Raw genomic sequence first — 24785 nt, forward strand, 5'->3', positions numbered from 1 at the left:
TTTTAACTAAATATTAAAGGAGTTTAATTGGTATATGCAATTATTTTTGGCGGAAGTAGCTATGAGCATGAGATTAGCATTGTAAGTGCGATTGTATTAAAAGAGAAAATTAAAGAAAAAAAGATATTTATCTTTATAGATGAAAATAGAAATTTTTATCTTATCGATGAAAAAGATATGAAAGCAAAATATTTTAGTAGTAAAAATTATAAAAATTCTCCAATTTTACATTTAAAAAAGGGTGGTTTTTATCAAAAAGCACTTTTAAAAGAGAAAAGAGTAGATTTTGATGTTGCTATAAATCTTGTTCATGGAAGAGATGGTGAAGATGGAAAATTAGCTTCACTTTTTGATTTTTTTGAAATAGATTATATTGGGCCAAGAATAGAAGCAAGTGTAATAAGTTATAACAAACATTTTACTAAAATGTATGCCGAAGAGCTTGGTATAAAAGTCATTGACTATCAAATAATTAATAAAGATAATATTGTGCCTTTAAAATTTGAATATCCGGTAATTATTAAACCTTTAAGACTTGGTAGTAGTATAGGTGTAAGTATAGTTAGAGATGATGATGAATTGAGTTATGCTTTAGATGTTGCATTTGAGTTTGATGATGAGGTAATTGTTGAGCCATTTATTGAGGGTATTAAAGAGTACAATCTTGCTGGATGTAAAGCGGGTAGTTTTATATTTTCTATTGTAGAAGAGCCAAAAAAAAGTGAATTTTTAGATTTTGAGAAAAAGTATCTTGATTTTTCAAGGTCAGAAAAAGTTGAAGCTGCAAAAATTCAAGATGATTTAGAAAAAAGATTAAAAGAGGCTTTTATAAAAATATATGATCCTATTTTTAGTGGCGCATTAATTAGATGCGATTTTTTTGTAAAAAATGGAGATATATATTTAAATGAGATAAATCCAATTCCAGGAAGTCTTGCAAATTATCTATTTGAAGATTTTAATACAGTTTTAAATAGATTATCTTCTAATTTAGTAAAAGAGAAAAAGATAAAAATAGATTATAACTATATCCATTCTATTCATGGAATGAAGAATAAATGAGCGAGGGCAAAACAAAGTTTTAGGACAACAACTGCTTGTTGTCTGTGCCCGAGCGAAAGCTATGAGTATATGCGAAGCCAAAATTCAATGAATTTTGTGTCTGAGCATACGAATAGCTGATTTACCTTGAAGAAAATCAAGTGAGTAATACGAACGAAGATTTTTGGTTGAATTAATTTATTAAGGTGAGCATGATTAGTCATTAGTCATTAGTGATTTGAAATTTACCAAAAAGAGATAAAATTGACTTTTTTAGACATAGCTGAAATTATAGGTATTGCAGCATTTGCTTTAAGTGGATTTTGGGTTGCTGTTGAAGAGAAACTGGATTTATTGGGTCTTTTTATAATCTCTTTTTTAACTGCACTTGGTGGAGGGATAATCAGAGATGTTATAGTTAACAAAATCCCATACTCATTTATAAATTTTTTACCTTCTATTGTAGTTATTTTAGTAATTTTAATTGCATTGATTTTGAAACTTCAAAAAAATATTGATTTTAAAAAAAGAAAAATTTTTATTTTTAGCGATTCGATTGGTCTTGTATCTTTTTCTGTTTCTGGGTCTTTGATAGGATTGGATGCGAAATTAAATTATTTTGGTGTAGTTCTTTTAGCATTAATAACTGCAGTTGGTGGAGGAATATTAAGAGATGTATTGTTAAATAGGGTTCCTATGATTTTAAAAGCTGAATTTTATGGCACTATAGCTATTATCATAGGAACATTTTTATATATTATGAATACTTTTTCATATTTAAATATTTTTACTTTATCTACAATTTTTATTTTGGGATTAATTCTTAGACTATTGGCATATTTTAAAAAATGGCATCTTCCAAAAATCTAAAGGTCAATTGTTTATAAAATATATTTTGTTATGATTTGAAAAGTTTAGAAAGTAATAAAAAATATAAAAAAGGCTAAAAGTGTCTTCTAAAATATATACATGGGCAATTGGAGAGATAAAAAGTGTAAGACTTTTAAAAGGACAAAACGGTAAAGAGTTTGTAGAAGTTGCATTAAATTTTATAATTCAAGATAAAGAAAATCAAGATGTATTTATGACAACTTATCTAAATTTTAATAAAAAAGAGTATGAAAAATTAAAAAATTCCATTGGTAAATATATGGCTACAGTTTTTAAAACCTACTTAAAAAGCGATGAAAAAAGTGAACTTAAAACCTTTACACATGATAAAAGTATAAATTATTTAATATTTGAGAAAAATCCGCTAGATGAAAAACTATGATATTATAATTCTTGGGGCTGGTGCTTCAGGACTTATGTGCGCTTCTTTTTTAAAGAATAGTAATTTTGCCATTATTGAACATAATAGTGATATTGGAGAAAAAATAAAAATTTCTGGTGGTGGAAAATGTAATATTACCAATAGATATTTATCTCCAAAAAACTATCTTGGAGATAAAGATATTATAAAAAATATTTTAGACGAATTTTCAAATGAAGATCTTTTAAAATGGGTAAAAAGTAAAGGATGTAATCTTATTTTAAAAAAAGAGAGACAATATTTTTGTGAAAAATCTTCTAAAGACCTTATAAATATTTTTAAAAAAGAGATAAAAAGTAAAAATATTTTTCTAAATCATGAAATAAAAGAGGTTTTTTTAAAAAATGGAGTTTTTACAATTAAAACAGATAAAAATCTATTTAGCTCAAAGATTTTAATAGTTGCTACTGGAGGATTAAGTTATAAAAAGATTGGGGCAACTGATATAGGATTTGAGATTGCTAAAAAATTTAATCATAAGATATTGCCATTAAAACCTGCATTAGTAGGATTTACAGTTCAAAAAGAGCAGTTTTGGTTTAAAAATCTAAGTGGGATAAGTTTTAGGGCAAAAGTAAAAATAAAAGATAAAATCTTTAGTGATGATATTCTTTTTACTCACAAAGGTATCAGCGGTCCAGCAATATTAAATGCTTCATTATATTGGGATAAAGGAAATATTGAGATAGATTTTTTAAATGGAAAAAGTTTGAGAAATTATTTAAAAAATCCAAATAAAATTATTTCTACTCAGCTAAATCTACCTAAAAGATTTATTAAAGAGTTTTTAAAAAGTATTAATACAGAAGATAAAAAAGTAAAAGATTTAACTAAAGAAGATGTGAATAAATTAAATCTCCTTTTAAATTATAAATTTGCTCCTGCTGGAACTTTTGGTTTTGAAAGGGCAGAAGTTACAAAAGGCGGAGTTGATACTAATGAATTAGATAACAATCTTATGAGCAAAAAAATTAAAAATCTATTTTTTATCGGTGAAGTTGTAAATGTGACAGGCGAGTTAGGAGGGTACAATTTTCAATGGGCTTTTAGCAGTGCAGTTAAGGTTGCAAGATATTTAAATAGTAATATAAAAAAAGATTGATTTGAATTTATTATTTAAAATCAACTAAATACTTTCTTAAGAAGTGTAGTTGTTCTCTCAACAGGATTTTTTCTTATTTTTTTCTCTTCCTCTTCAATCATTTTAAATATTCCATCTAATGTTTTAGATGTTGTATATTCATAAATATCTTTTTGGCTAAATTCATCTAATTCATTTTTTTGTTTTTTGTTATTAAAAAACATATTTTTAATAGAAGAAAAAGTTTGATTTTTTGTATATGGTTTTGCATATTTATTATATATCTCTTTGATTTGATTATAATATTTTATACTTCCTACTTTATCAATGTTTTCTTTTACAATTGGATAAATTAAAGAGTATAGTTTATCTTGAGTTTTTTCTCGTAGATATAGTGTAGCCGCATTATCGCCGCCTTTTAGAATTTTTTTAGCATCTTCAATACTCATATTTTTAATAACATTAATAAAAATTTCTGCAGTTTTTGGAGTAGCTTTTTCTGCTGCTCTATTTAAAGACAATTCAAACTCATCTACATATTTTTCAAACCCAGCTTTTTTAAGATATGTGGCTACTTTTTGCAAACTATTTGGCAAAGGAATTTTTACTTTTGTATTTTTCCAAAAACCATCTGTTTTTCCTAGATTTTCAACAGCATACTCTACACCTTTTTGTAAAGCTTCTTTTAATCCTGAGGATATTTCATATTGGCTAAGATTTGAGTTTTGTATAGTGCTATTTTTTGATTCTGATGGAAAAAATTTTTTTAGTGAGTCAAAAAAACCAGCATTAAGAGTTAATAATATTGCAGAAATTAAAATAATTTTTTTCATAATTTTTCCTTTCATCTGGCAAAAAAGCCAGATGAATATTAATAATATAGATGAGCTTCAACTCTTCTATTTTGTGCTCTTCCTTCTTCAGTAGAATTATCGGCAATTGGCATAGTTTCGCCATAGCCTTTGTAAGAGAGTCTATCTTTTTCAATTCCTAATTTTATAAGTTCATCATAAACAGCTTTTGCTCTTTTTTGAGATAATTTTAGGTTATATTCAAATGAACCTTTACTATCTGTGTGGCCTTGAATCTCAGCTTTATATTTTTTATTTCTTTTTAGAAAATCAGCAAACTCTTTGATTTTCTTGAAATATTGAGGTTTTATTTTTGCACTATCAAAATCAAAATTTATTTTAAAATTAAATATTGCTGGACACCCATTTTTATCTACTTGAAACCCTTCAGGTGTATTTGGACATTTATCTTTATAATCTGGGACTCCATCATTATCACTATCTAAACAGCATCCATTTTTATCAACTTTTACTCCAGATGGCGTATTTGGACATTTATCAAGATAGTCATATACTCCGTCTCCATCACTATCAGGCGGACATCCATCAGGATCAACAATTAGACCTTCAGGTGTATCTGGGCATTTATCATCAACATCTGGTACACCATCATTATCACTATCTTTTGGAGCTTCTGTTTTAATAGGTTTAGGTTTTGGTGCTTCTTTGGTTTCATATCCAAAAGGTATTGATAATCCTGCTGAAATAGCAAAATTATTTGCACTATTTTCAAAATCTCTAATATATTTTCCTTCTATAAGAAAATTGAGATATTCAGTTATTTTAGTCTTCCAACCAATACCTACTTGTGCAATTGTTCCACTTTCAAATTCATCTATTTCATCTTTAACATCTTGATATCCTAAACCAGCAATAATATATGGAGTATAACTTTTGTTTATGTTAAATTGATAAAAAGCATTTAAAAAATATCTATTAATATCTGTATCATCTTTACTGCTTTTTTCATAATCAGCACCACTAAATCTTTGATAACCAAGTCCTGCAAGCCAATTATCGTCAATCCTATAATTTCCTCTTATACCAAACCCTTTTAATGAAGATTCTAAGTCTAAATCATTATCTGTATATTCAACATTTCCTAATGCTTCTACCTCATATTTATTTGTATCAGCATAACTTCCAACGCTTAAAAAGCTTACAAGAGCAAGTGAAACTAATATTTTCTTTTTCATGATTTCTCCTTTATTATTCAATTGTATCACAAATGTTTTTATATTTTGCAAATATTGCCAATATATTTTGTTAAAATTTTATATAAAAAACAAAAAGGTTAATTTTGGCCATAAAAGAGATAAGTTATAAAGATAAAAGATTTGTATTAAGCTATGATATATCTAATTTAAAAGAGAAAAAAAATATTATATTTTTGCATGGTTGGGGTAGCAATAAAGAGATTATGAAAAATAGTTTTGATAAATATGTAAATGATTTTAAAGCTGTATATATTGATCTTCCAGGATTTGGAAAGTCTATAAATAAAGAGATTTTAACAACAAAAGATTATGCAAATATAATAGAAATTTTTTTAAAAGAGTTAAATATAAAAAAAGATATTATAGTTGGTCACTCTTTTGGTGGAAAAGTTGCTACTCTTTTAAATCCAAATCTTTTAGTTCTTTTAAGTAGTGCCGGGATATTGGAAAAAAAGCCATTTTCAGTAAGATTTAAAATTACTATTTTCAAGATGTTAAAGCCATTTGGCGGAAAAAAAATAAGAGATTTTTTTGTTTCAAATGATGCTAAAAAGATGAGTGAAAATATGTATGAAACTTTTAAAAATGTAGTTAATGAAGATTTTAGCGAGCATTTTAGAAATTATGATAAAAAGGCTTTAGTTTTTTGGGGAAAAGATGACAAAGCAACTTCATTAGATAGTGGGAAAAAAATAGCATCTCTTATAAAGCAAAGCAAATTTTATGAATTTGAGGGCGATCATTACTTTTTTATTAATAATGCAAAAAAGATAATGGATATTATAAGGAAAGAGTATGAAAACATATAGATTTATTGTAAGTGGAAAAGTACAAGGAGTCTGGTATAGAAAGTTTACTAAAGAAACTGCTGATTCTATGGGGATTAGCGGATATGTGAGAAATTTAAAAAATGGAAATGTTGAAGTAGTTGCAACAATGAAAAAAGAGCAATTTAATGACTTTTTGTCTGCTTTAATGAAAGGTCCTCCACTTGCAATTGTTAATAATATAGATATCGAAGAATTAAATGAAAAATATGATGGCGAATTTGAAATTATTAGATAAGGTTAACAATGGTAAAAATATTTCATTTTATTGAGCATATAATATTTATTTTGTCACTTGGATACTATTTTATTTTAAATCTTCAATGGTATAACTATAAAATAGATAGAGTTTTATTACATCATCACAGACCCTCTCAGCATATTTATCTTTTCTTATTGCCATTTTTTTTATATATAGCCTTTAGAGAGCTTTTTTTACCATTTTTATTAATTTATATTCTATATTTATATTTTTGGCAGAAAAAACTGGATAAAAAGTTGGTATTTACTGCAAGAGTAAAAAGATTTTTTTTAATTTTAGTATTTTTTGCATTTTTTATAGATATTTTATGTATTGCAAAATTTAATTGTAAAATTTTTCCAACTCTACTTCCTTTGATTTTGGCTTTTATAGTTTCAAACTTAATAGAAAAATTTTTATTTACTGCATATAAAAGCGAAGCTGCTAAAAAATTAAAAGAGATAGACCCTTCTATTATCGGAGTAACAGCAAGTTATGGAAAAACAAGTATAAAAAATTTTTTATTTCAAATATTATCTCAAAAATATAATACATATGCAACTCCAAGAAGTGTAAATACATTAGGAGGAATTATAAAAGATATCAATCAAGACCTTCCTAAAAACACTCAAATATACATAGTGGAAGCAGGAGCAAGAGAGAGAGGAGATATCTATGAGATAGCTTCATTTTTAAATCCTCAATATGTAGTTATAGGAAAATTGGGACCTCAACATATTGAATATTTCAAAACTATGGAAAATATTATTGCAACAAAACTTGAGCTTTTGTCTTCAAATAGACTTAAAAAAGCATTTTTATATGATGAAATACCAGTAAAAGATAAAGAAAATTTTGTAAAGTTTGGGAAGAATATAAATAATTTAAAAAGTAGTCTTGATGGAATTAGTTTTGATTTAGAAATTGATAATAAACTCTACCATTTTGAAGCTCCTGTTCTTGGAGCATTTAATGCTATAAATATTACTGCTGCTATTATGGTTGCTTTGGAGTTTGGCTTTAGTATCGAAAATCTGCAAAAAATAGTAAAAAATTTAAAATCTGTAGAGCATAGGCTTCAAAAAATAGAGTCTAATGGTAAAATAATTATTGATGATAGTTTCAATGGAAATTTTGAGGGGATGATAAGCTCATATGAACTTGTAAAAAATTACCCAAAAAGAAAGGTAATTGTAACGCCAGGCATTGTTGAAAGTACAAAAGAGGCAAATGAAAAACTTGCAAGAAAAATTGATGAAGTTTTTGATTTAGTCATAATAACAGGAAAAATAAATAGAGAAATTTTGGATAAAAATATTAATAGAGCTAAAAAAATAGTCTTAGAAGATAAATCAAAACTACAAGAAGTTTTAGCCCAAAACACAAAGCCTGGTGATTTGATACTTTTTAGCAACGATACGCCGGCATATTTGTAAAATTTTGTTGAGTAGTTAAGTAGTTGAATAGTTGAGTTGTTTTCCACTCAACCAATTTAACCATTTTAACCAATACATATCAAATTTAAGGATTATTTTGGAAGATATTAAAAATTTTTCAGTTGAATTTTTAGCAATAACTGTTTTAGTTTTTGTAATAGTAGGGTTGCAGAAGATATTTGAATATATCTTAAAAAGGAAAAGAGGTGAATAGGATTTCTTTATTTTTTGATAATATCAATAAATTTTTTGGCTCAATTAGTGCCTTTGCAGCAATATTTTTAGCTTTTTTAGTATTTTATGATGCTTTTATGAGATATCTTTTCCATTTAGGTTCAATTGCACTTCAAGAGCTTGAGTGGCATTTTTTTGATATTACATTTCTTTTTGCTCTTGGCTATACTTTAAAACATGATAAACATGTGAGAGTTGATATATTTTATGAGAAATTTTCAAATAAAACAAAAGAGTATATCAACATTTTAGACAATCTATTTTTAATAATTCCATTTTCTTTGATTATTGCCTATTATAGTTTTGATTTTACAATGCAAAGTTTTTTACAACATGAAGCATCTGGTGATCCTGGAGGGCTTTGCTGTAGATATATAATAAAATCTGCAATTTTCATAGGTTCAATTCTTTTATTGATACAATCAATTTCAGAAATAATTAAATCATACGAAAAAGTAAAAAATCTAAAATTTATAATAATCTCTTTAATTGTTTTTTATATTTTTATATATATTTTTACATCTGATTACTATTTTGTTATAAATCCTTCAATTTTAATGTTTATAGTATCATTAATTTTTTTAATGCTTGGATTTAGAGTGGCATTTGTTTTTGGAATGGTTGCAGTTTTGTTTGCTATTATTGATTATGATCTTTCTTTAGAGATATTTAAAATGCTTCCTATGAGAATATATGGGATAATGCAAAATTTTACTTTAATGGCGGTTCCTCTTTTTATATTGATGGGGCTTATTTTAGAAAAGAGTAACCTTGCAAAAAATCTTCTTGAAAATCTTGGGGCAGCTTTTGGTGAAATAAGAGGGGGCTTAGCAGCAAGTATTGTAATAGTTGGAGCTATACTTGCTGCAGCAACAGGAATTGTTGGTGCAAGTGTTGTAATGATGAGTATTATAAGTCTTCCTATAATGCTAAAATATGGATATAGTCGCTCTTTAGCATCAGGAACAATTGCAGCTAGTGGAACACTTGGTCAAATTATACCTCCATCTATTGTTTTGATTATTTTGGGTGATGTTATGAATATAAGTGTAGGGGATTTATTTAAAGCTGCAATTGTTCCAGGACTGCTTTTAGTAGTTCTTTATCTAATTTATATATTTTCATACTCTTTTATAAAAAAAGATGCTGCGCCTCCAGTTAAAATTGAAAAAGAGATTTCAAAAAAAGATATTTTATATTCAATAATTCCTCCATTTTTACTTATTTTTGCAGTTCTTGGCTCCATCTTTGCCGGAATTGCTACACCAACTGAATCAGCAGCTATGGGTGTGATAGGTGCTCTGATTTTATCGATATTAAATAAGAGTTTTTCTTTTTCAATGCTTAGATATGTTTCTATTGAAACAGTCAAATTAACAGCAATGATTTTTATGATATTAATAGGTGCAACTGCATTTAGTCTTGTATTTAATGAGTTTGGAGGTGGCGAACTTGTCCATCAGTTTTTCTCACAAGATATTGGAAGTAAATGGGCTTTTATATTTATTGCAATGTTAGCTATATTTTTACTTGGCTTTTTTGTTGATTTTGTTGAAATCTCTTTTATTGTAGTTCCACTGTTTGTACCAATTATCAAAACATTTGGTATTGATCCTATATGGTTTGCAATTTTAATAGCTATGAATTTACAGGCAAGTTTTTTAACTCCACCTTTTGGATTTTCTCTATTTTATCTAAAAGGAGCAGCTGGAAAACTTGTAACAACAAAAGATATATACAAAGGTGTAATTCCTTTTATTATTTTGCAATTGATAGCTCTTTTAATATTGATATTTTTTCCAAATATTATAAACTTAACTTTATAAAGGATTTTGATGTATGATATTTTATATGCCCCTTGGAGAAGCGAATATATAACAAATGAAAAAATAGAGGGTTGCGTTTTTTGCCATATAAGTAAAAATCCAAATCTTGATGAAAAACATCATGTTTTATACAGAGATGAAAAATGTTTTATCGTTATGAATAAATACCCATATACTCCTGGCCATTTTATGATAATACCTCATATTCATATAGATAATCTTGAAAATTTGGATAAAGAGATATGGCTTAGAATGAATGAGCTTGCTCAAAAAGGGGTTAAACTTTTAAAAGAGAAATTTAAAGCTGAAGGTGTTAATATAGGAATGAATCTTGGAGCAGCAGCGGGCGCTGGAATTGCTGAGCATATTCATTTGCACCTTGTTCCAAGATGGCAAAGGGATACTAACTTTATCACATCTATTGCAAATACAAGAGTTTATAGTACAGATTTTGAAAAAGTTTATAAAAAATTAAAAGAGTTTTCAGGAGAATATTTTGAAGGGTAGTTTATATGAACTTCAAAAAATTTTAGATAATTTTGTTAAAGAAAGAGATTGGGAAAAGTATCATACTCCAAAAAATCTTTCAATGAGTATTGCAATAGAAGCAGCTGAATTAATGGAGCATTTTCAATGGTGTGATAAAAAGCCAGATGAATTTAGCGAAGATGAAAGAAAAGAGATTGGCGAAGAGATGGCAGATGTACTTCATTTTTTATTAAGACTCTCTTCTGTATTAGATATTGATCTTTATGAAGCCTCAATTAAAAAAATAGAAAAAAACAGAAAAAGGTTTCCTATAGAGTATGCAAAAAGTATGAAAAAAAGCGGATGTTAAAAAAGTATATTGTAAAATGACTTAAGGAGTCAAAATGGTTGAAAAATCCAATATAAATGCATTAAAACTTGCTTTTTCTTTTTTTAAAGGAAATATTGCTCTATCTTTAGCTGCAATTGCAATATTGCTTGTTATAAGCTTCTTTTCAATTTTACCTTTAATAGGTATAGTTTTTGTTTTTGCTTACTCAATTTTGAGTTTATCGATTCAGATATATTTTGGAAGAGGTATAAAAGAGGTAAAAAGTATTGAAGAAATGGAAAATTTTGCAAAAGATACAAAGATAGGTGATTTTTTAACAAAATATATCGCTGAAGCAACTGGAGCGTTTTTGGCTCTATTTTTTATATCTTTAGTTTTTATTTTTGCTTTTGCACTGTTAACTGCAATTTTTAGTGGAACCATTTCTATGGAAGAGATAAAAGGAATGAATGAACAACAGATTATTTTTTATATGATGAGTAGTTACTCTATTCCTGGAACTGTTATGTTGTTGATTGCTGGATTTTTTTTCTATATTTTTCCAGCTGTGATGGGAGAAGTGATATTATCAGAGGGATTTAATGAAGCTTTTAAAAAAGTTTTTTTATTAATCAATCCTGCTTTTTGGAAAAAAACATTTAAAAAAGACTATTTTTTACTTATTCTGTTTTGGTCAATTATAGTTTTTATTTTTGGAATTTTTATAGTTTTTCTATCTTCAACTATAATTTTGTTGCCAATCGTTTTGATACTTGCTTATATTTTGAGTCTTTATAATGCAGGTATCTATCTTTTCGCAAAAGATTTAGCAAAGGAGTGAGGTTAATCTTTTCACTCCCTCTTCTAAATGCTTTAAATCTCTTGTATATGAAAATCTTATATATTTTTTAGTTTCGTTTTTCCCAAAATCTGTACCAGGTGTAACTGCAACATGAATCTTTTCCAACAGAAATTTTGAAAACTCAAAACTGTTATTGCTATATTTTGATATATCTGCCCAGATATAAAATGCTCCATCAGGAAATTTGTTAATTGTAAAAATATTTTTTAATTCATTATATAGAAAATCTCTTCTTTTTTTAAAAGTTTCATTCACAAATTTTAAATATTCATAATCAAAAGCTTCAACTGCTGCATATTGACTTATTGTAGGCGCTGAAATGAAAATATTTTGTGCAAGCATAACAGCTTTTCTTTTTAAATTATCTGGAACGATAATCCATCCTATTCTAAATCCTGGCATACAAAAATATTTTGAAAAGCCGTTTATAATGATTGCATTTTTATTATATTTTAATGCTGTTTGAACATTTTTATCATATACTAAACCGTGATATAGCTCATCGCTTATAAGATTAATCCCATTTAATTCACAATATCTGCATAAATCTTTTAAACTGTTATCTTCATATATATTTCCTGTTGGATTTGAGGGATTTGAAATTTGAAGAGCATCAATTTTATATTTTTTTAAAATATCTTTGGTTATGCAATAGTTGCTATCTTTATCAACATTTATAAAAACTGGCTCAATTCCAAGCATATATGCAAAATTTTTATAGGAAGGGTAACCTGGATCTGCAAATCCTATTCTTTCATTTATATCTAAAAGCAAAGAGTATGCGAGCAAAAAAGCCCCACTTGTTCCAGGTGTGATTAAAATATTTTCTGGGTTTATTTTTACATCATAAACTTTTTTATAATGCAAAGCTATTTTTTCTCTTAAAATTTCCAAGCCTTCTGTTTGTGTATATGAGAAATTTTTATTTTTTATAGCTGTTTGAGCAGCTTCTATAACTTTTGGAGATGGAGAGATATCTGGTTGACCAATCTCAAAATGAATAGTATCATTAAATTTGCTTGCCTCTTTTACAATATCCATAACAATAAAAGGTGTTAGATTTTTTAATCTTTTCATAAAACTCCTTTTGTAAAATTATAACTAAAAGATAATTTTTAAAAGGATAAAAATGAGTGTTTTAATGGAAATTGCAATGTTTCCAACCGATGTTGGCGAGAGTAAAAGCAGATATGTTGCTGAGGTTTTAAAAGTTATAAAAGATAGTGGATTTGAGTATCAATTAACCCCAATGGCTACAATAATAGAGGCTGATAATATTAAAGAGCTAACAGATTTAATTCCAAAAATGTATGAAGCATTAGAGAAGATGGGAGTAGGGCGAGTTTATAGTGTAGTAAAATTTGATATAAGACCTGGAAAAAAAGATAGATTAAAACAAAAAGTTAAATCGGTTGAGAAAAGATTGAATATAGGTTAGTAAGGTGAGTATGATGAGTGTGGTGAATAGGAAGATAAGGGAGTAAAGTGATAAGGTAGTAAGGTGGTAAAAGGGGAGGGGAGTGAAGAGGTCAATTTCAAATTTTAAATTACTAATGACCAATTACTAATTACTAATGACTAATGACTATTATTCCTTTACCATATTAACAGCATACTTAACTGCATTGATATAGCTTTTAAGATTTATCTCTCTATCTTTTTTATAAGCTATATCAAATGCAGTTCCATGATCAACAGATGTTCTAATAATTGGAAGATTTAAAGATATATTGATGCTTTCTTCAAAATATAAAGCTTTTAAAGGTATAAGCCCTTGGTCATGATACATAGCTACATAGATTTTATATTTTTCTCTCATTTTTGGAATAAATGCAATATCTGGAACTATTGGACCTATAAAAACATCTCTTTTTATATTTTTATTGGCTTTTTTTATAGCTTTTTTTATTTTTTTCTCTTCATTTCCTAAAACTCCATTGTCTCCTGCATGTGGATTTAGAGCAAGTACTGGAATTTTAAGTGATGAGTTACGAGTGATGAGTGATAAGTAAAAATTTAAAAGAAAATTTTTAAGTTTTTTTGTTTTTATATTTTTAGGAACATCTTTTAATGGAATATGCTCTGTAAATAGTGCTACAAAAAGCTCTTCACATCCAAGCATCATAATTGCATCTTTTTTGAAAAAATCTCTCAAAAAATCTGTATGGCCTTTATATTTTATGCCAGCTTTTTCCCATGCTTTTTTATGAATAGGAAGAGTTACTAAAGCTTCACATATACCATTTTTTGTCATAATTGTAGCTGTTTTAAAACTCTCAAAACTAAATTTTCCACTATCTTTATCAACTTTTCCAGGTTTTATTTCAAAATCTCCTGGAATATATTCTGTTTCAAAATCTTTTGGAATCTCTATATTTAGTAATTTTGATGCTTTTTTTAGCATATTATCATTTATAAAATAGAGTGGTTTGCAAAATTTTTTAATTTTTTCATGAGCTTTTAGCGCTATTTCTATTCCTATTCCGTTGATATCTCCTATGCTTATTGCAATGGTTGGTTTTTCTTGCACAGCTTACCTTTTTATTAATTGCACCATCTCTTTTATAGCATTTTCAAGTCCAACCCAAATGCTTCTTGCGATAATGCTTTGTCCAATGTTTAGTTCAACTATACTAGAAATATCTACAATGGATTCTACATTTTGATAATTTAGACCGTGACCTGCTGCAACAAGAAGCCCAGCTTTATTTGCATATATAGCAGAATTTTCAATATCACCTATTGCCATAGATAGTTTGTCTCTTAATTCTGCTCTACTTAGCTCTAAATCTTTTATAGAGTTGTGAGTATATTTAAGATTGCTATATAGCATTGCATAAATATTTGCATATTTTCCAGTGTGAAGTTCAATCATATCAGCCTCTGTGTCAACACAGGCTGCTATTATTTCAAAATCAGGATCAATAAATAAAGATACATCAATTTCATTATCTTTTAATTTTTTAACAACATCACTAATTTTGTCAAAATATTTAATTACATCAAGACCGCCTTCAGTAGTTACTTCTTCTCTTTTTTCAGGAACTAATGTAGCTCTATGAGGTTTAAGCGAACAGATAATATCAATTATTTCATCATCTGTTGAGCACTCCATATTTACAGGCAGATGCGATAATTCAATAATCTTTTTTGCATCATCGTCATTTATATGTCTTCTATCTTCTCTTAAATGAATAGTAATCTGATCAGCTCCGGCTCTTTTGGCAATAGAGAGCGCATCAACTGGATCTGGATCATTTATACGTCTTGCTTCTCTTAAAACTGCAATATGATCTATATTGACACCAAGTTTCATTTTTGTCTCCTATCATAAAAATCTTTTTTAAATTTATCAAATCTTTTTTCAATTATAGCCTCTCTTGCCTCTTTTACTAAATTAAGATAATAGTGTAAATTATGAATAGAGGCTAATCTATAATATGTTAACTCTTTTGCTCTAAATAGATGATTTAAATATGCTCTTGTATAGTTTTTACAGGTATAACAGTTACAATTTTCATCAATTGGATTATTATCTAATTTATATTTTGCAGCTTTTATATTTATTCTTCCAAAAGAGGTAAAAATTGTGCCATTTCTTGCATTTCTTGTAGGCATAACACAATCAAACATATCTACACCTCTATCTATAGACTCAATAATATCTTCTGGTGTTCCTACTCCCATTAAATATCTTGGCTTTTCTTTTGGCATAAACTTTGTTGTAAACTCAACTGTATCATACATAGCTTGGTTTTCTTCTCCAACACTCAAACCCCCAATTGCAAATCCATCAAAATCGAGAGAGGTTAACTCTGTTGCACTTATTTTTCTATATTCAAAATCGATTCCACCTTGTATAATGGCAAAAATATTTTGATTTAAGCCTTTACCTTGATTTTGCATTTTTTTATGATAATTTATCGATTCAATTGCCCATTTTGTTGTTCTCTTAACAGATAGAGCTAATCTCTCTTTAGTTGCAGGAAGAGCTATTAAATCATCAAGAATCATCATAATATCGCTTTTTAAATTATATTGAATATCAAGAACTTTTTTTGGGGTAAAATAGTGTCTGCTTCCATCAATATGACTTTTAAACTCTATTCCATTTTCATCAGCTTTAGATATATCGCTTAAGCTAAATGCCTGAAATCCTCCGCTATCTGTTAAAAAACTTCTATTATATTTAGTAAAACCATGAAGTCCTCCAAGCTTTGCTACTATCTCATCTCCTGGTCGTAGATATAGATGGTATGTATTTGCTAGAATAATTTGAGTATTTAAAATATCAAGCATATCTATAGAATCAAGAGCTTTTACGCTTGCAGCTGTTCCTACTGGCATAAAGATAGGAGTTTTAATAGTAGAGTGTGCTGTTTTTATTGTACAAGCTCTTGCATTTTTGTCAATTGCATCAATTTTAAATTCCAAAATCAAACCTTTTTGATATAATTTCTCACTAATCTTTATAAAAAGAGGTAAACTTGAAAAATATTCTAATTCTTGCTGATGGTATTGTAGCAAAACATTTTTTAGAAAGAGTAGTCCAAAATTATGTAACTGATAATGAATATTTTGTGGTCTATTATGATGAAAAGATTTTACCTGAAATAAAGACTGAAAATTTTAGATTTTTTAAATTTGATCCAACTAGTTTTGTAAAGCTTTCATTACTTTTTGATGAAAAATTTTCCCAAGTTATGATTGTAATGGGAAATAAAATTGACACCATTGCTTCATATGAAAATATAAGAAGATTAGATTTAAATATTAGCATTGTTATATATGATAAATGGGATTTAGATATCAATGATCAAAATGTAATTTTGCTAAATGCTAATGAGATACTATCAAATAGATTGATGGACTATCTGCCAAATGTACCTATTATTGCCCAAAATGTTGGTCTTGGACTTGGTGAAATAATGGAAGTTTTAGTTCCATTTGGAAGTACCTATGTTTATAGACACATTGGATCAATTGAACAAAAAAATTGGAAAATTGCAGCTATTTATAGAAATAATAGATTGATTCTACCAGATCCAAAAATTATGATTTGGCCAAATGATCTTTTACTAATAATAGGTGAGCCAAAAGTATTAAAAAATATATATAAATCTATAAAAAGAGAGATAGGTCAATTTCCAATACCATATGGTACAAATATCTATCTATTTATCAATATGGAAACACAAAAAAATAGTGAAATTGAAAAATCTTTACACGATGCTTTATGGCTCCATAAAATCTTAAAAGATAAAAAGCTAATTATTAGAGTTATTAATCCAACTTCAGTAAAATTATTAGATAAAATTAAAAGCAAAGAGTCAAAAAGTGTAGAAATAAGAATAGATTATACTTTAAATAATGATGAAAATGTTATTCAAAGAGATATAAATAACTATAAAATTGGATTAATAACTTTATACAATACTTTATTTGAAAATAGAAAAATAAGAAAACTGCTATATAATCTAAAAATTCCTGTTTTTACATTTTCATCATCTTCTATAGAAAATCTAAAAGAATCAGCCATTTTATTAACAAAAAACAAAGATTTAGAACAAATTTCATCAACTATTTTTGATATCTCTGTACAGCTTCAATTAGATCTTGTATTATATGATGTCGATCCGGAAAGTGAGGACAAAAGCGATATAATTGAGCATTATGAAAATCTTGCTTCTATATTTTCAAAAAAGATTAAAATAGTAAAATCAAAAAATAATCCTATTAGAGAACTTTTAAAAGAGGAAAATTTACTTGAATTTCTACCTTTTAATAAAAAAATGTTAAAAAGTAATCTTTTAAGAATTTTCAGTACAGATCCAGAAGCTTTATACTTTAAACTTAAAAAGTTTCATCAGATATTTATTCCAATAGGTTAAAATGGCCTATAAAATACTTTTTTTAGGAAAAAATAAATATAATTATAAAAAATTAAGAGGTAAATATGAAGATTGATATAGAACTAGTTAAAACAGAGAATAAAAGTTATCCAATTATTATAGATAAATTACCTAAAATTCAATTTGATAATAAAGTTGCAATTATTACAAATCCAAAGGTAGCAGGATTACATCTGAATTATCTTTTAAATAATCTTGATGCAAAAGAAAAATATATAATAACTGTGCCAGATGGCGAAGAGTATAAAAATTTTGAATCTTTAAATTTTATATTAGATAGACTGTTTGATCATCAATTAGATAGAAAATCAATTTTAATAGCATTTGGTGGTGGCGTAATTGGAGATATGACAGGTTTTGCTGCTTCTATTTTTCAAAGAGGAATAGATTTTGTTCAAATTCCAACAACTCTTTTAAGTCAAGTAGATGCAAGTGTTGGCGGAAAAACAGGTATAAATAATAGATATGGGAAAAATTTAATAGGTGCTTTTCATCAGCCAAAAGCTGTATATATTGATCCATATTTTTTAAAAACTCTTCCAAAAAGAGAGTTTAGTGCCGGTGTTGCAGAAATTATAAAGATGGCTGTAACTTTTGATAAAGATTTTTTTGAATGGCTTGAAAAAAACTCATTGGATAATGAAGAAAATCTAAAGTATGCTATTAAAAAAAGTATAGAAATTAAAGCCGATGTAGTTAAAAAAGATGAAAAAGAAGCAGGTATTAGAGCAGCTTTAAATTATGGCCATACATTTGCTCATGTTATTGAAAATGAAACAGAATATAAAAGATTTTTACATGGTGAGGCTGTTTCTATTGGTATTGCCATGGCGAATGAGCTTGCAAAAAAACTTGGTCTTTTATCAGAAGATGAGTCTATTAGAATAAAAAATTTATTAAAAAAATATAATCTTCCAGTTGAATATAAAATAAAAAATATTGATAATTTTTATGAACAGTTTTATCTTGATAAAAAGAGTCAAAATAGAAAAATTAAATTTGTTTTACCTAATCATATAGGGAATTTCGTATTTAAAAGTGATATTGATGAAGGATTGATAAAAGAGGTATTAAAAATTTTTACATAGGTAAAAGAATGAAAAAATTAATATATTTTATTTTTGGAATTTTATTTTTAAATATTTATTTATATGCTCAAAATCCAATTGTTGAAAAAAATGATGAGAATATATCAAAAATTGAAAAATTAAGAGTAATTGAAAATAGATTAAAAAATATTAATGAAGAGTTAAGTAAAGATATTTGGACTAGAAAATATTCAAACTATATAACCTATCACAAACTTAAAAAAGAGCTTGAAAAAATCAATAAAAAGATAAAACTTTATAAGAGATATAAAAAAGATATATCAGAATTAGAAGAACAGAAAAAAGTTATTCAAAATCAGTTAGAGCTTTTAAAAGAGTACAAAGAGTCGCCTTTTGTTGAACTTTTAAAGCCCTCTACTATTCCAGAACCACCAGCTGTCAAAAATCCAATTGCAATAATAGGTGCCTTTTCATATATAAAACAGATTAATTCAAAGAAAAATTATTATAAAACAAAATTGGAAGAAATCAAACATACTTTAGAACTGTTGAAAGAGAAAAAAGAGTTATTAGTTGAAAAATATAAAATTGTAAAGACAGATGATTTATTAAAAACTATTAAAACACTTACTTCAGAAATTGATGATTTTGAATCAGCAGTAAAAACTGCAACTCAAACTATTAATGTTTATGAAAAAAGAGTTGAAGAGGTTGTTTTTAAAGTTACAGAAGATATAAAACAACAAAGTGAAAAAGCTGCAAGAATAGCTGCCATAATTTTGGCACTATTAATTTTTAGTTTTATATTGAAATGGATTATTAAAAGATATATAAAAGATAGCGAAAGATTTTATATGGCTAATAAAGCCATAAATTTTACTTTTGCAACAATTGTAATTTTAATCCTTCTTTTTGCATATATAGAAAATGTTTCATATATTGTAACAATTCTTGGTTTTGCATCAGCTGGTATAGCTATTGCTATGAAAGATATGTTTATGAGTCTTTTAGGATGGATGGTTATTGTTTTTGGAGGTTCAATTCATGTTGGTGATAGAATAAGAGTAAAAAGAGAAGGACAAGTTTATGTAGGAGATGTAGTTGACATATCTTTGCTTAAAATGACAATACTTGAAGATGTAACTTTAACAAGTTACAGAGAAAATATAAGAAGTGGAAGAATGATATTTGTTCCAAATAACTATATTTTTACAGATTTAATAGCAAACTATACACATTCAGGATTAAAAACTGTTTGGGATAATGTAAATTTTTATATTACTTTTGATTCAAATCACAAAAAAGCCGCCCATATTGCAAAAGAGACAGCAAGAAAATATGCTAAAGGATATATTGAGATAACAAGAAAGCAACTAAACAGACTTAGAAGCTCATTTCATCTAAAAAATGTTAATGTTGATGTAAGAGTTTATACTTTTGCAGAAGGGTATGGATATTGTATTAGTGTTTGGTTTATGACTAACTCTTATGCCACATTGACTCTAAGAAGTACAATATCTACAGAAATTATAGATAGTTTTCTAAAAGAGAGTGATATTAAAATAGCTTATCCAACTCAAACAGTAAACTTGACAAAGTTTAATAAATTCAATATAAATACTCCAAATATAAATGAGTTGGAGGTATAGCTATTGAGAAGAGTTTTTTTTAAAACTTTTGGTTGTAGGACCAATCAATTTGATACGCAAGTAATGATTTCTAAATTAAAAAATTATGAAATAGTAGAAAATGAAAAAGATGCTGATATTGTAGTTGTAAATTCTTGTACAGTTACAAATTCAGCAGATAGTGGTGTTAGAAATTATGTAAATAAAATTCAAAGAGAAACAAAAGCAAAAATATATTTTACAGGTTGCGGTGCATTTACAAAAGGAGAAGAACTTTTTAAAGAGAAAAAAGTTGCTGGAGTATTTGGACATTCCGAAAAGGAAAAAATTGAAAAATTAATAAAAAAAGATAATTTTTTTGAACTTGGTGATTTAAATCATATTGATAAAACTGTAGTTGAACAGTTTATTGGAAAAAGCAGAGCATTTATAAAAATTCAAGAGGGTTGCGATTTTAGATGTAGCTACTGCATAATTCCATATGTTAGAGGTAATGCAAGAAGCCATCCAGAGGATTTAATATTAAAACAGATAGAAAAACTAGCCTTTAATGGTTTTGGTGAATTTATTCTTACTGGAACAAATGTTGGAAGTTATGGAAAAGATATAGGTAGCTCCTTAGCAAAATTATTAAAAAAAATATCACTAATTAGAGGAGTTAGAAGAGTTAGAATAGGTTCAATTGAGCCTATACAGATTGATGATGAGTTTAAAGAGATATTAAATGAGCCATGGATGGCAAAACATCTTCATATTGCATTACAATATACGCAAAATGATATGCTAAAAATTATGAATAGAAGAAATAGTGTAGAGGAAGATTTAGAACTTTTTGAATATATTTCACAAAAAGGTTATGCAATAGGAACAGATTTTATAGTCGGTCATCCTGGAGAAAATGAAAAAATTTTTCAAGAAGCAGTTGATAATATTAAAAAATTTCCTTTAACACATATACATCTTTTTACATATAGTAAAAGAGATGGTACTCCTGCAGCCAATATGAAAGAGAGTGTAAGAGGAGATGTTGCTAAAAAAAGGCAAAAGATTATAAAAGAGATAATTGATGAAAAAAATTTTGAGTTTAGAAAGAGAAAAAATAGTTTGCAAGTTTTAGTTGAATCATATAAAGATGGATATTTTTATGGATTGGATCAATATTTTAATAGAATAAAAATAAAAAGTGACAAAGATTTAAAAGGAAACTGGATAGAGATTAATGAATATGAAGCAAGAAAAGAGGGCAACTTTGCAAATTTCTAAAAAGAGTAAAATTATAGCAACTGTTTCTGCTATATTAATCATATCTATTTTGATTTTTGCTTCTATTAGAGATAGAGCGCAGTTAATTGATTATAGTACATATGAAACGTTGCTAAAAAATGATCTCATTGATAGTGCAAAGATTGATAAAGAGTATATCTATATTTTGAGTGCAGGAAAAAAATATAAAATTCCAAAAGAGACAATTAATCTTAGTGAACTTTATAAAAAAACTACTGTTACAGTAAAAGAGGATTATTCATATCTATATGATATTATACTTTTAATTATAGTTGCTGGATTTTTTGGATATCTTATTTTTTATACAAAAAAATCAAAAGAACAAACAACAATAAAACATCAAATAAATATTGCTCAGCCAGAAATTGATGAATTTTCTACAAAAATAAAACCAATAATCAGTGATGTAAGATTTAAAGATGTTGCTGGAATCGAAGATGTTAAAGAAGAGCTAGAAGAGATAATCGAGTTTTTAAAAAATCCAAAAAAATTTATTGATTTTGGTGTTAGACTTCCAAAAGGTGTTTTATTAGTTGGACCCCCAGGGGTTGGTAAAACTTTAATTGCAAAAGCTGTAGCAGGAGAGGCTGGAGTTCCATTTTTTTATCAAAGTGGTAGTGCTTTTGTTCAGATATATGTGGGAATGGGGGCAAAAAGAGTTAGAGAGCTTTTTGCAAAAGCAAAACAGATGGCGCCATCTATAATATTTATAGATGAGATTGATGCTGTTGGAAAAGCAAGAGGCGGAATGAGAAATGATGAAAGAGAAGCAACTCTCAATCAGCTTCTTACAGAAATGGATGGATTTGAAGATTCAAGTGGTGTTATAGTTATGGCTGCAACAAATAAGATAGAGATGCTTGATGAGGCACTTTTAAGGCCTGGAAGGTTTGATAGAAGAATTTTTGTATCTTTACCTAATGCTAAAGAGAGAAAAGAGATTTTAAAGGTTTATTTAAAAAAGGTTCCACATTTTGTTGATTTAGAAAAACTATCAAAAATGACAGTTGGATTTAGCGGGGCTGCACTTTCAAGTCTAGTTAATGAAGCTGCTTTGCATGCACTTAGAAAAGGTAAAAAAATTGTTGAGTTAAAGGATTTTGAAGAGGTAAGAGATAAAGTTTTATATGGCAAAAAAAGGGTTCTTGCATATAGTGAAAATGAAAAAGAGGTACAAGCAACATATCAAGCAGCTAAAACACTTTGTGCATATTGGTATGAGATAGATTTTGAAAAAGTAAATATTCTTGGTGGTGGTTTTAAAGATATTGATAAAGAGATAGTGTCAAAGCATGAATATCTTGCTAAGATAAAGCTTTATCTTTCAGGTTATGCTGCAATGGAGCTTTTTTATAATGAAGAGTTTTCAAATTGTGCATTTGATTTAAGCAAGGCAAAACAGATAGCTGAAGAGATGGTTGTAAAATATGCTATGGGAGAAAAAATAGTTGGTGATATTGGCGATGTATCAATAATTTTAGACTCTTCTTTAAAAGAGGTAAAAGAGTTTTTATCTAAACAAAAAAATAAAATAGAAAAAATTAGAGATTTTTTAATAGAAAATGAGTCAATTGCTTATGAAGAGGTCAAAAATATAGTAAATGAAGTATTTTAGTGGTTTTGGTTTTAAAGATGAGATTGAAATATTTTCCTTTTTAAAAAAAAGCGAATTTTTAGTTGCTGGATTTAGTTATGGTGCAATAAGAGCTTTTGAATATGTTTATAAAGAAAATTCAAGAGTTGATAAGCTTATTTTAATATCTCCAGCTTTTTTTCAAGATAGAGATGAAAAATTTAAAAAGCTACAACTAATTTTTTTTAAAAAAGATCCTAAAAAATATTTTGAAAATTTTTATGAAAATGTAATATTTCCTTCAAACATATATATTGAAAAATATAAAAAAGATGATAGTTTTGAAAACTTAAAAGAACTTTTATATTATAAATGGAATCAAGATAAATTAAATGAGCTTATAAAAAGAGGAATAAAAATAGAAGTTTATCTTGGTGAGAAAGATAAAATAATAAATTCAAATTTAGCATATGATTTTTTTAAAAGTTTTGCAACTGTATACTTTATAAAAAATGTTGGACATCTGTTGGTTTAGATACGAGAGTGGCTATTGGTATATTGGTTATTAGTTATTGGTAAAAAGTTAGATATCTAATATACCAATACACCAATAACCAATATACTAATTCACAAAAAGGATATGGATGGATAAAATTAAAATAGGTGTAGTTACTGCAAGTGATAGAGCAAGTGCTGGTATATATGAAGATATAAGCGGAAAAGCCATAATGGATACTATGAAAGATTATTTAAAAAATGAGTTTGAAATATTTTATAGATGTATTCCAGATGAGCAAAAAGAGATTGAAAATGCTTTAATTGAGTTATGTGATAAAGAAAATTGTGCTTTAGTTGTAACAACTGGAGGAACAGGGCCTGCAAAAAGAGATGTAACTCCAGAGGCAACTGAGGCCGTTTGTGAGAAAATTTTGCCAGGATTTGGTGAACTTATGAGACAAGTTAGTTTAAAATATGTACCAACAGCAATTTTATCAAGACAGACTGCAGGTATTAGAGGAAATTCTTTGATTATAAATCTGCCTGGAAAGCCAAAATCTATAAGAGAGTGTTTAGATGCAGTTTTTCCAGCTGTTCCATATTGTATAGATTTAATTGGTGGACCTTATATTGAAACAAATGAAGAGGTTATAAAGGCTTTTAGACCAAAAAATAAATAGAGTTATTGGTATATTGGTTATTGGTGTATTAGTAATTTAGAATAAACAAAAGATATAAATAAAGAGAAAAAAATGGATAAAAAGTTTGAAAATTGTGTAAAAGAGTATATAAAAGAGTTAGAAAATGAGTTTATGAAGATTTTAGAAAATCCTAAAATGGATAAAAAAGCAAAAAATTTAGCTACTAAACCTCTTGTAACCAAGAAAAAGATTTTATTAAATACTCTTGATGCATTAAAATTGGTAGAAAGAGAGAGTCAAAAATGAAAAAAGTCCATTTAAAACATATACCAATGTATATATTAATTGCTTTTTTAGTAGCTTCAATTTTATTTGTTTTCTTATCCCCTGTATTTATTATAAATAAAATCCAAGAGGATAGTAAAAAACCAAAGGACCAAAGAGAGTATATTTATAAAAAATAGTGAATAATC

General features: G+C 27.1%; 27 protein-coding genes. 21 read left to right on the forward strand and 6 right to left on the reverse strand.

Translation table 11 applies throughout. The annotated features are described in order from the left end of the window. The first annotated feature begins 27 nt into the window (after window positions 1–27). From QML81_RS07450 to QML81_RS07465, 4 genes are all read left to right on the forward strand, one after another. Window positions 28–1062: a D-alanine--D-alanine ligase gene (locus QML81_RS07450; RefSeq protein WP_281950796.1), complete on the forward strand. Its 1035-nt coding sequence runs from the start codon at window positions 28–30 to the stop codon at window positions 1060–1062. A 243-nt stretch (window positions 1063–1305) separates the two neighbouring features. After that, window positions 1306–1911: a trimeric intracellular cation channel family protein gene (locus tag QML81_RS07455; protein WP_281950797.1), complete on the forward strand. Its 606-nt coding sequence runs from the start codon at window positions 1306–1308 to the stop codon at window positions 1909–1911. A gap of 79 nt (window positions 1912–1990) precedes the next feature. Continuing rightward, the gene (locus QML81_RS07460) at window positions 1991–2314 is read left to right on the forward strand and encodes a hypothetical protein (protein ID WP_281950798.1); all 324 of its coding nucleotides are present in this window, start codon (window positions 1991–1993) and stop codon (window positions 2312–2314) included. After that, window positions 2301–3455, forward strand: coding sequence for a BaiN/RdsA family NAD(P)/FAD-dependent oxidoreductase (locus tag QML81_RS07465; protein ID WP_281950799.1), 1155 nt, complete (start codon window positions 2301–2303; stop codon window positions 3453–3455). Before QML81_RS07460 ends, QML81_RS07465 begins: the two co-directional genes overlap by 14 nt. Before the next feature lie 20 nt (window positions 3456–3475). On the opposite strand, the gene QML81_RS07470 is transcribed toward QML81_RS07465, so the two are convergent. Next, window positions 3476–4267, reverse strand: a complete 792-nt coding sequence (locus QML81_RS07470) for a DUF4197 domain-containing protein (protein WP_281950800.1) — start codon at window positions 4265–4267, stop codon at window positions 3476–3478. A 38-nt stretch (window positions 4268–4305) separates the two neighbouring features. After that, complete coding sequence (locus tag QML81_RS07475; protein ID WP_281950801.1) at window positions 4306–5481, reverse strand: OmpA family protein; 1176 nt, start codon at window positions 5479–5481, stop codon at window positions 4306–4308. Window positions 5482–5585: 104 nt separating this feature from the next. On the opposite strand from QML81_RS07475, the gene QML81_RS07480 reads away from it, so the two are divergent. The 7 genes from QML81_RS07480 (at window position 5586) to QML81_RS07510 (ending at window position 11706) form a co-directional block, all read left to right on the forward strand. Further along, window positions 5586–6311, forward strand: coding sequence for an alpha/beta fold hydrolase (locus tag QML81_RS07480; RefSeq protein WP_281950802.1), 726 nt, complete (start codon window positions 5586–5588; stop codon window positions 6309–6311). Then, window positions 6298–6567 carry an acylphosphatase gene (locus tag QML81_RS07485; RefSeq protein ID WP_281950803.1) on the forward strand — a complete coding sequence of 90 codons (270 nt, stop codon included), beginning with the start codon at window positions 6298–6300 and terminating at the stop codon, window positions 6565–6567. The genes QML81_RS07480 and QML81_RS07485 overlap by 14 nt, the downstream gene beginning before the upstream one ends. Before the next feature lie 8 nt (window positions 6568–6575). Further along, window positions 6576–8006 carry a Mur ligase family protein gene (locus QML81_RS07490; RefSeq protein ID WP_281950804.1) on the forward strand — a complete coding sequence of 477 codons (1431 nt, stop codon included), beginning with the start codon at window positions 6576–6578 and terminating at the stop codon, window positions 8004–8006. A gap of 206 nt (window positions 8007–8212) precedes the next feature. Beyond that, window positions 8213–10066, forward strand: coding sequence for a TRAP transporter large permease subunit (locus QML81_RS07495; RefSeq protein ID WP_281950805.1), 1854 nt, complete (start codon window positions 8213–8215; stop codon window positions 10064–10066). A 9-nt stretch (window positions 10067–10075) separates the two neighbouring features. After that, window positions 10076–10573 carry an HIT family protein gene (locus QML81_RS07500; RefSeq protein WP_281950806.1) on the forward strand — a complete coding sequence of 166 codons (498 nt, stop codon included), beginning with the start codon at window positions 10076–10078 and terminating at the stop codon, window positions 10571–10573. Continuing rightward, the gene (locus tag QML81_RS07505) at window positions 10563–10904 is read left to right on the forward strand and encodes a nucleotide pyrophosphohydrolase (RefSeq protein ID WP_281950807.1); all 342 of its coding nucleotides are present in this window, start codon (window positions 10563–10565) and stop codon (window positions 10902–10904) included. Before QML81_RS07500 ends, QML81_RS07505 begins: the two co-directional genes overlap by 11 nt. Before the next feature lie 34 nt (window positions 10905–10938). Next, window positions 10939–11706 (forward strand): hypothetical protein, encoded by a 768-nt coding sequence (locus QML81_RS07510; protein WP_281950808.1) that lies wholly within the window; start codon window positions 10939–10941, stop codon window positions 11704–11706. Here QML81_RS07510 and QML81_RS07515 read toward each other — a convergent pair. Further along, window positions 11692–12804 (reverse strand): pyridoxal phosphate-dependent aminotransferase, encoded by a 1113-nt coding sequence (locus tag QML81_RS07515; protein WP_281950809.1) that lies wholly within the window; start codon window positions 12802–12804, stop codon window positions 11692–11694. The genes QML81_RS07510 and QML81_RS07515 overlap by 15 nt on opposite strands. 52 nt (window positions 12805–12856) lie before the next feature. Between QML81_RS07515 and QML81_RS07520 the strand changes: the two genes are divergently transcribed. Continuing rightward, window positions 12857–13165: an MTH1187 family thiamine-binding protein gene (locus QML81_RS07520; protein WP_281950810.1), complete on the forward strand. Its 309-nt coding sequence runs from the start codon at window positions 12857–12859 to the stop codon at window positions 13163–13165. A 150-nt stretch (window positions 13166–13315) separates the two neighbouring features. On the opposite strand, the gene pdxA is transcribed toward QML81_RS07520, so the two are convergent. The 3 genes from pdxA to tgt are packed head-to-tail and all read right to left on the reverse strand — an operon-like array spanning window position 13316 to window position 16161. Further along, complete coding sequence (gene pdxA, locus QML81_RS07525; RefSeq protein WP_281950811.1) at window positions 13316–14257, reverse strand: 4-hydroxythreonine-4-phosphate dehydrogenase; 942 nt, start codon at window positions 14255–14257, stop codon at window positions 13316–13318. 3 nt (window positions 14258–14260) lie between these two features. Next, complete coding sequence (locus QML81_RS07530; protein WP_281950812.1) at window positions 14261–15043, reverse strand: pyridoxine 5'-phosphate synthase; 783 nt, start codon at window positions 15041–15043, stop codon at window positions 14261–14263. Continuing rightward, complete coding sequence (gene tgt / locus QML81_RS07535; RefSeq protein WP_281950813.1) at window positions 15040–16161, reverse strand: tRNA guanosine(34) transglycosylase Tgt; 1122 nt, start codon at window positions 16159–16161, stop codon at window positions 15040–15042. The genes QML81_RS07530 and tgt overlap by 4 nt, the downstream gene beginning before the upstream one ends. A 53-nt stretch (window positions 16162–16214) precedes the next feature. Here tgt and QML81_RS07540 point away from each other — a divergent pair, with 53 nt between their 5' ends. From QML81_RS07540 to QML81_RS07580, 9 genes are all read left to right on the forward strand, one after another. Next, window positions 16215–17618 (forward strand): COG3400 family protein, encoded by a 1404-nt coding sequence (locus QML81_RS07540; RefSeq protein ID WP_281950814.1) that lies wholly within the window; start codon window positions 16215–16217, stop codon window positions 17616–17618. 65 nt (window positions 17619–17683) lie between these two features. Further along, entirely contained in the window at window positions 17684–18727 is a 1044-nt protein-coding gene (gene aroB, locus QML81_RS07545) for a 3-dehydroquinate synthase (protein ID WP_281950815.1), read from the forward strand. Window positions 18728–18735: 8 nt separating this feature from the next. After that, window positions 18736–20337: a mechanosensitive ion channel domain-containing protein gene (locus QML81_RS07550; protein WP_281950816.1), complete on the forward strand. Its 1602-nt coding sequence runs from the start codon at window positions 18736–18738 to the stop codon at window positions 20335–20337. Window positions 20338–20340: 3 nt separating this feature from the next. Next, entirely contained in the window at window positions 20341–21579 is a 1239-nt protein-coding gene (gene mtaB / locus QML81_RS07555) for a tRNA (N(6)-L-threonylcarbamoyladenosine(37)-C(2))-methylthiotransferase MtaB (protein ID WP_281950817.1), read from the forward strand. Further along, window positions 21536–23215 (forward strand): AAA family ATPase, encoded by a 1680-nt coding sequence (locus QML81_RS07560; RefSeq protein ID WP_281950818.1) that lies wholly within the window; start codon window positions 21536–21538, stop codon window positions 23213–23215. The genes mtaB and QML81_RS07560 overlap by 44 nt, the downstream gene beginning before the upstream one ends. Beyond that, a complete protein-coding gene (gene bioV / locus QML81_RS07565; RefSeq protein WP_281950819.1) occupies window positions 23202–23708 on the forward strand; it encodes a pimelyl-ACP methyl ester esterase BioV in 507 nt (168 codons plus the stop codon). Before QML81_RS07560 ends, bioV begins: the two co-directional genes overlap by 14 nt. A 109-nt stretch (window positions 23709–23817) precedes the next feature. Continuing rightward, the gene (gene mog / locus QML81_RS07570; RefSeq protein WP_281950820.1) at window positions 23818–24351 is read left to right on the forward strand and encodes a molybdopterin adenylyltransferase; all 534 of its coding nucleotides are present in this window, start codon (window positions 23818–23820) and stop codon (window positions 24349–24351) included. Between the two features lie 72 nt (window positions 24352–24423). Continuing rightward, window positions 24424–24618: a hypothetical protein gene (locus tag QML81_RS07575; RefSeq protein ID WP_281950821.1), complete on the forward strand. Its 195-nt coding sequence runs from the start codon at window positions 24424–24426 to the stop codon at window positions 24616–24618. After that, window positions 24615–24776 (forward strand): hypothetical protein, encoded by a 162-nt coding sequence (locus QML81_RS07580; protein WP_281950822.1) that lies wholly within the window; start codon window positions 24615–24617, stop codon window positions 24774–24776. The genes QML81_RS07575 and QML81_RS07580 overlap by 4 nt, the downstream gene beginning before the upstream one ends. Window positions 24777–24785: the final 9 nt, after the last annotated feature.

It is taken from the genome of Nitrosophilus kaiyonis, assembly GCF_027943725.1.
In the GTDB taxonomy this organism is placed as follows: domain Bacteria; phylum Campylobacterota; class Campylobacteria; order Campylobacterales; family Nitratiruptoraceae; genus Nitrosophilus_A; species Nitrosophilus_A kaiyonis.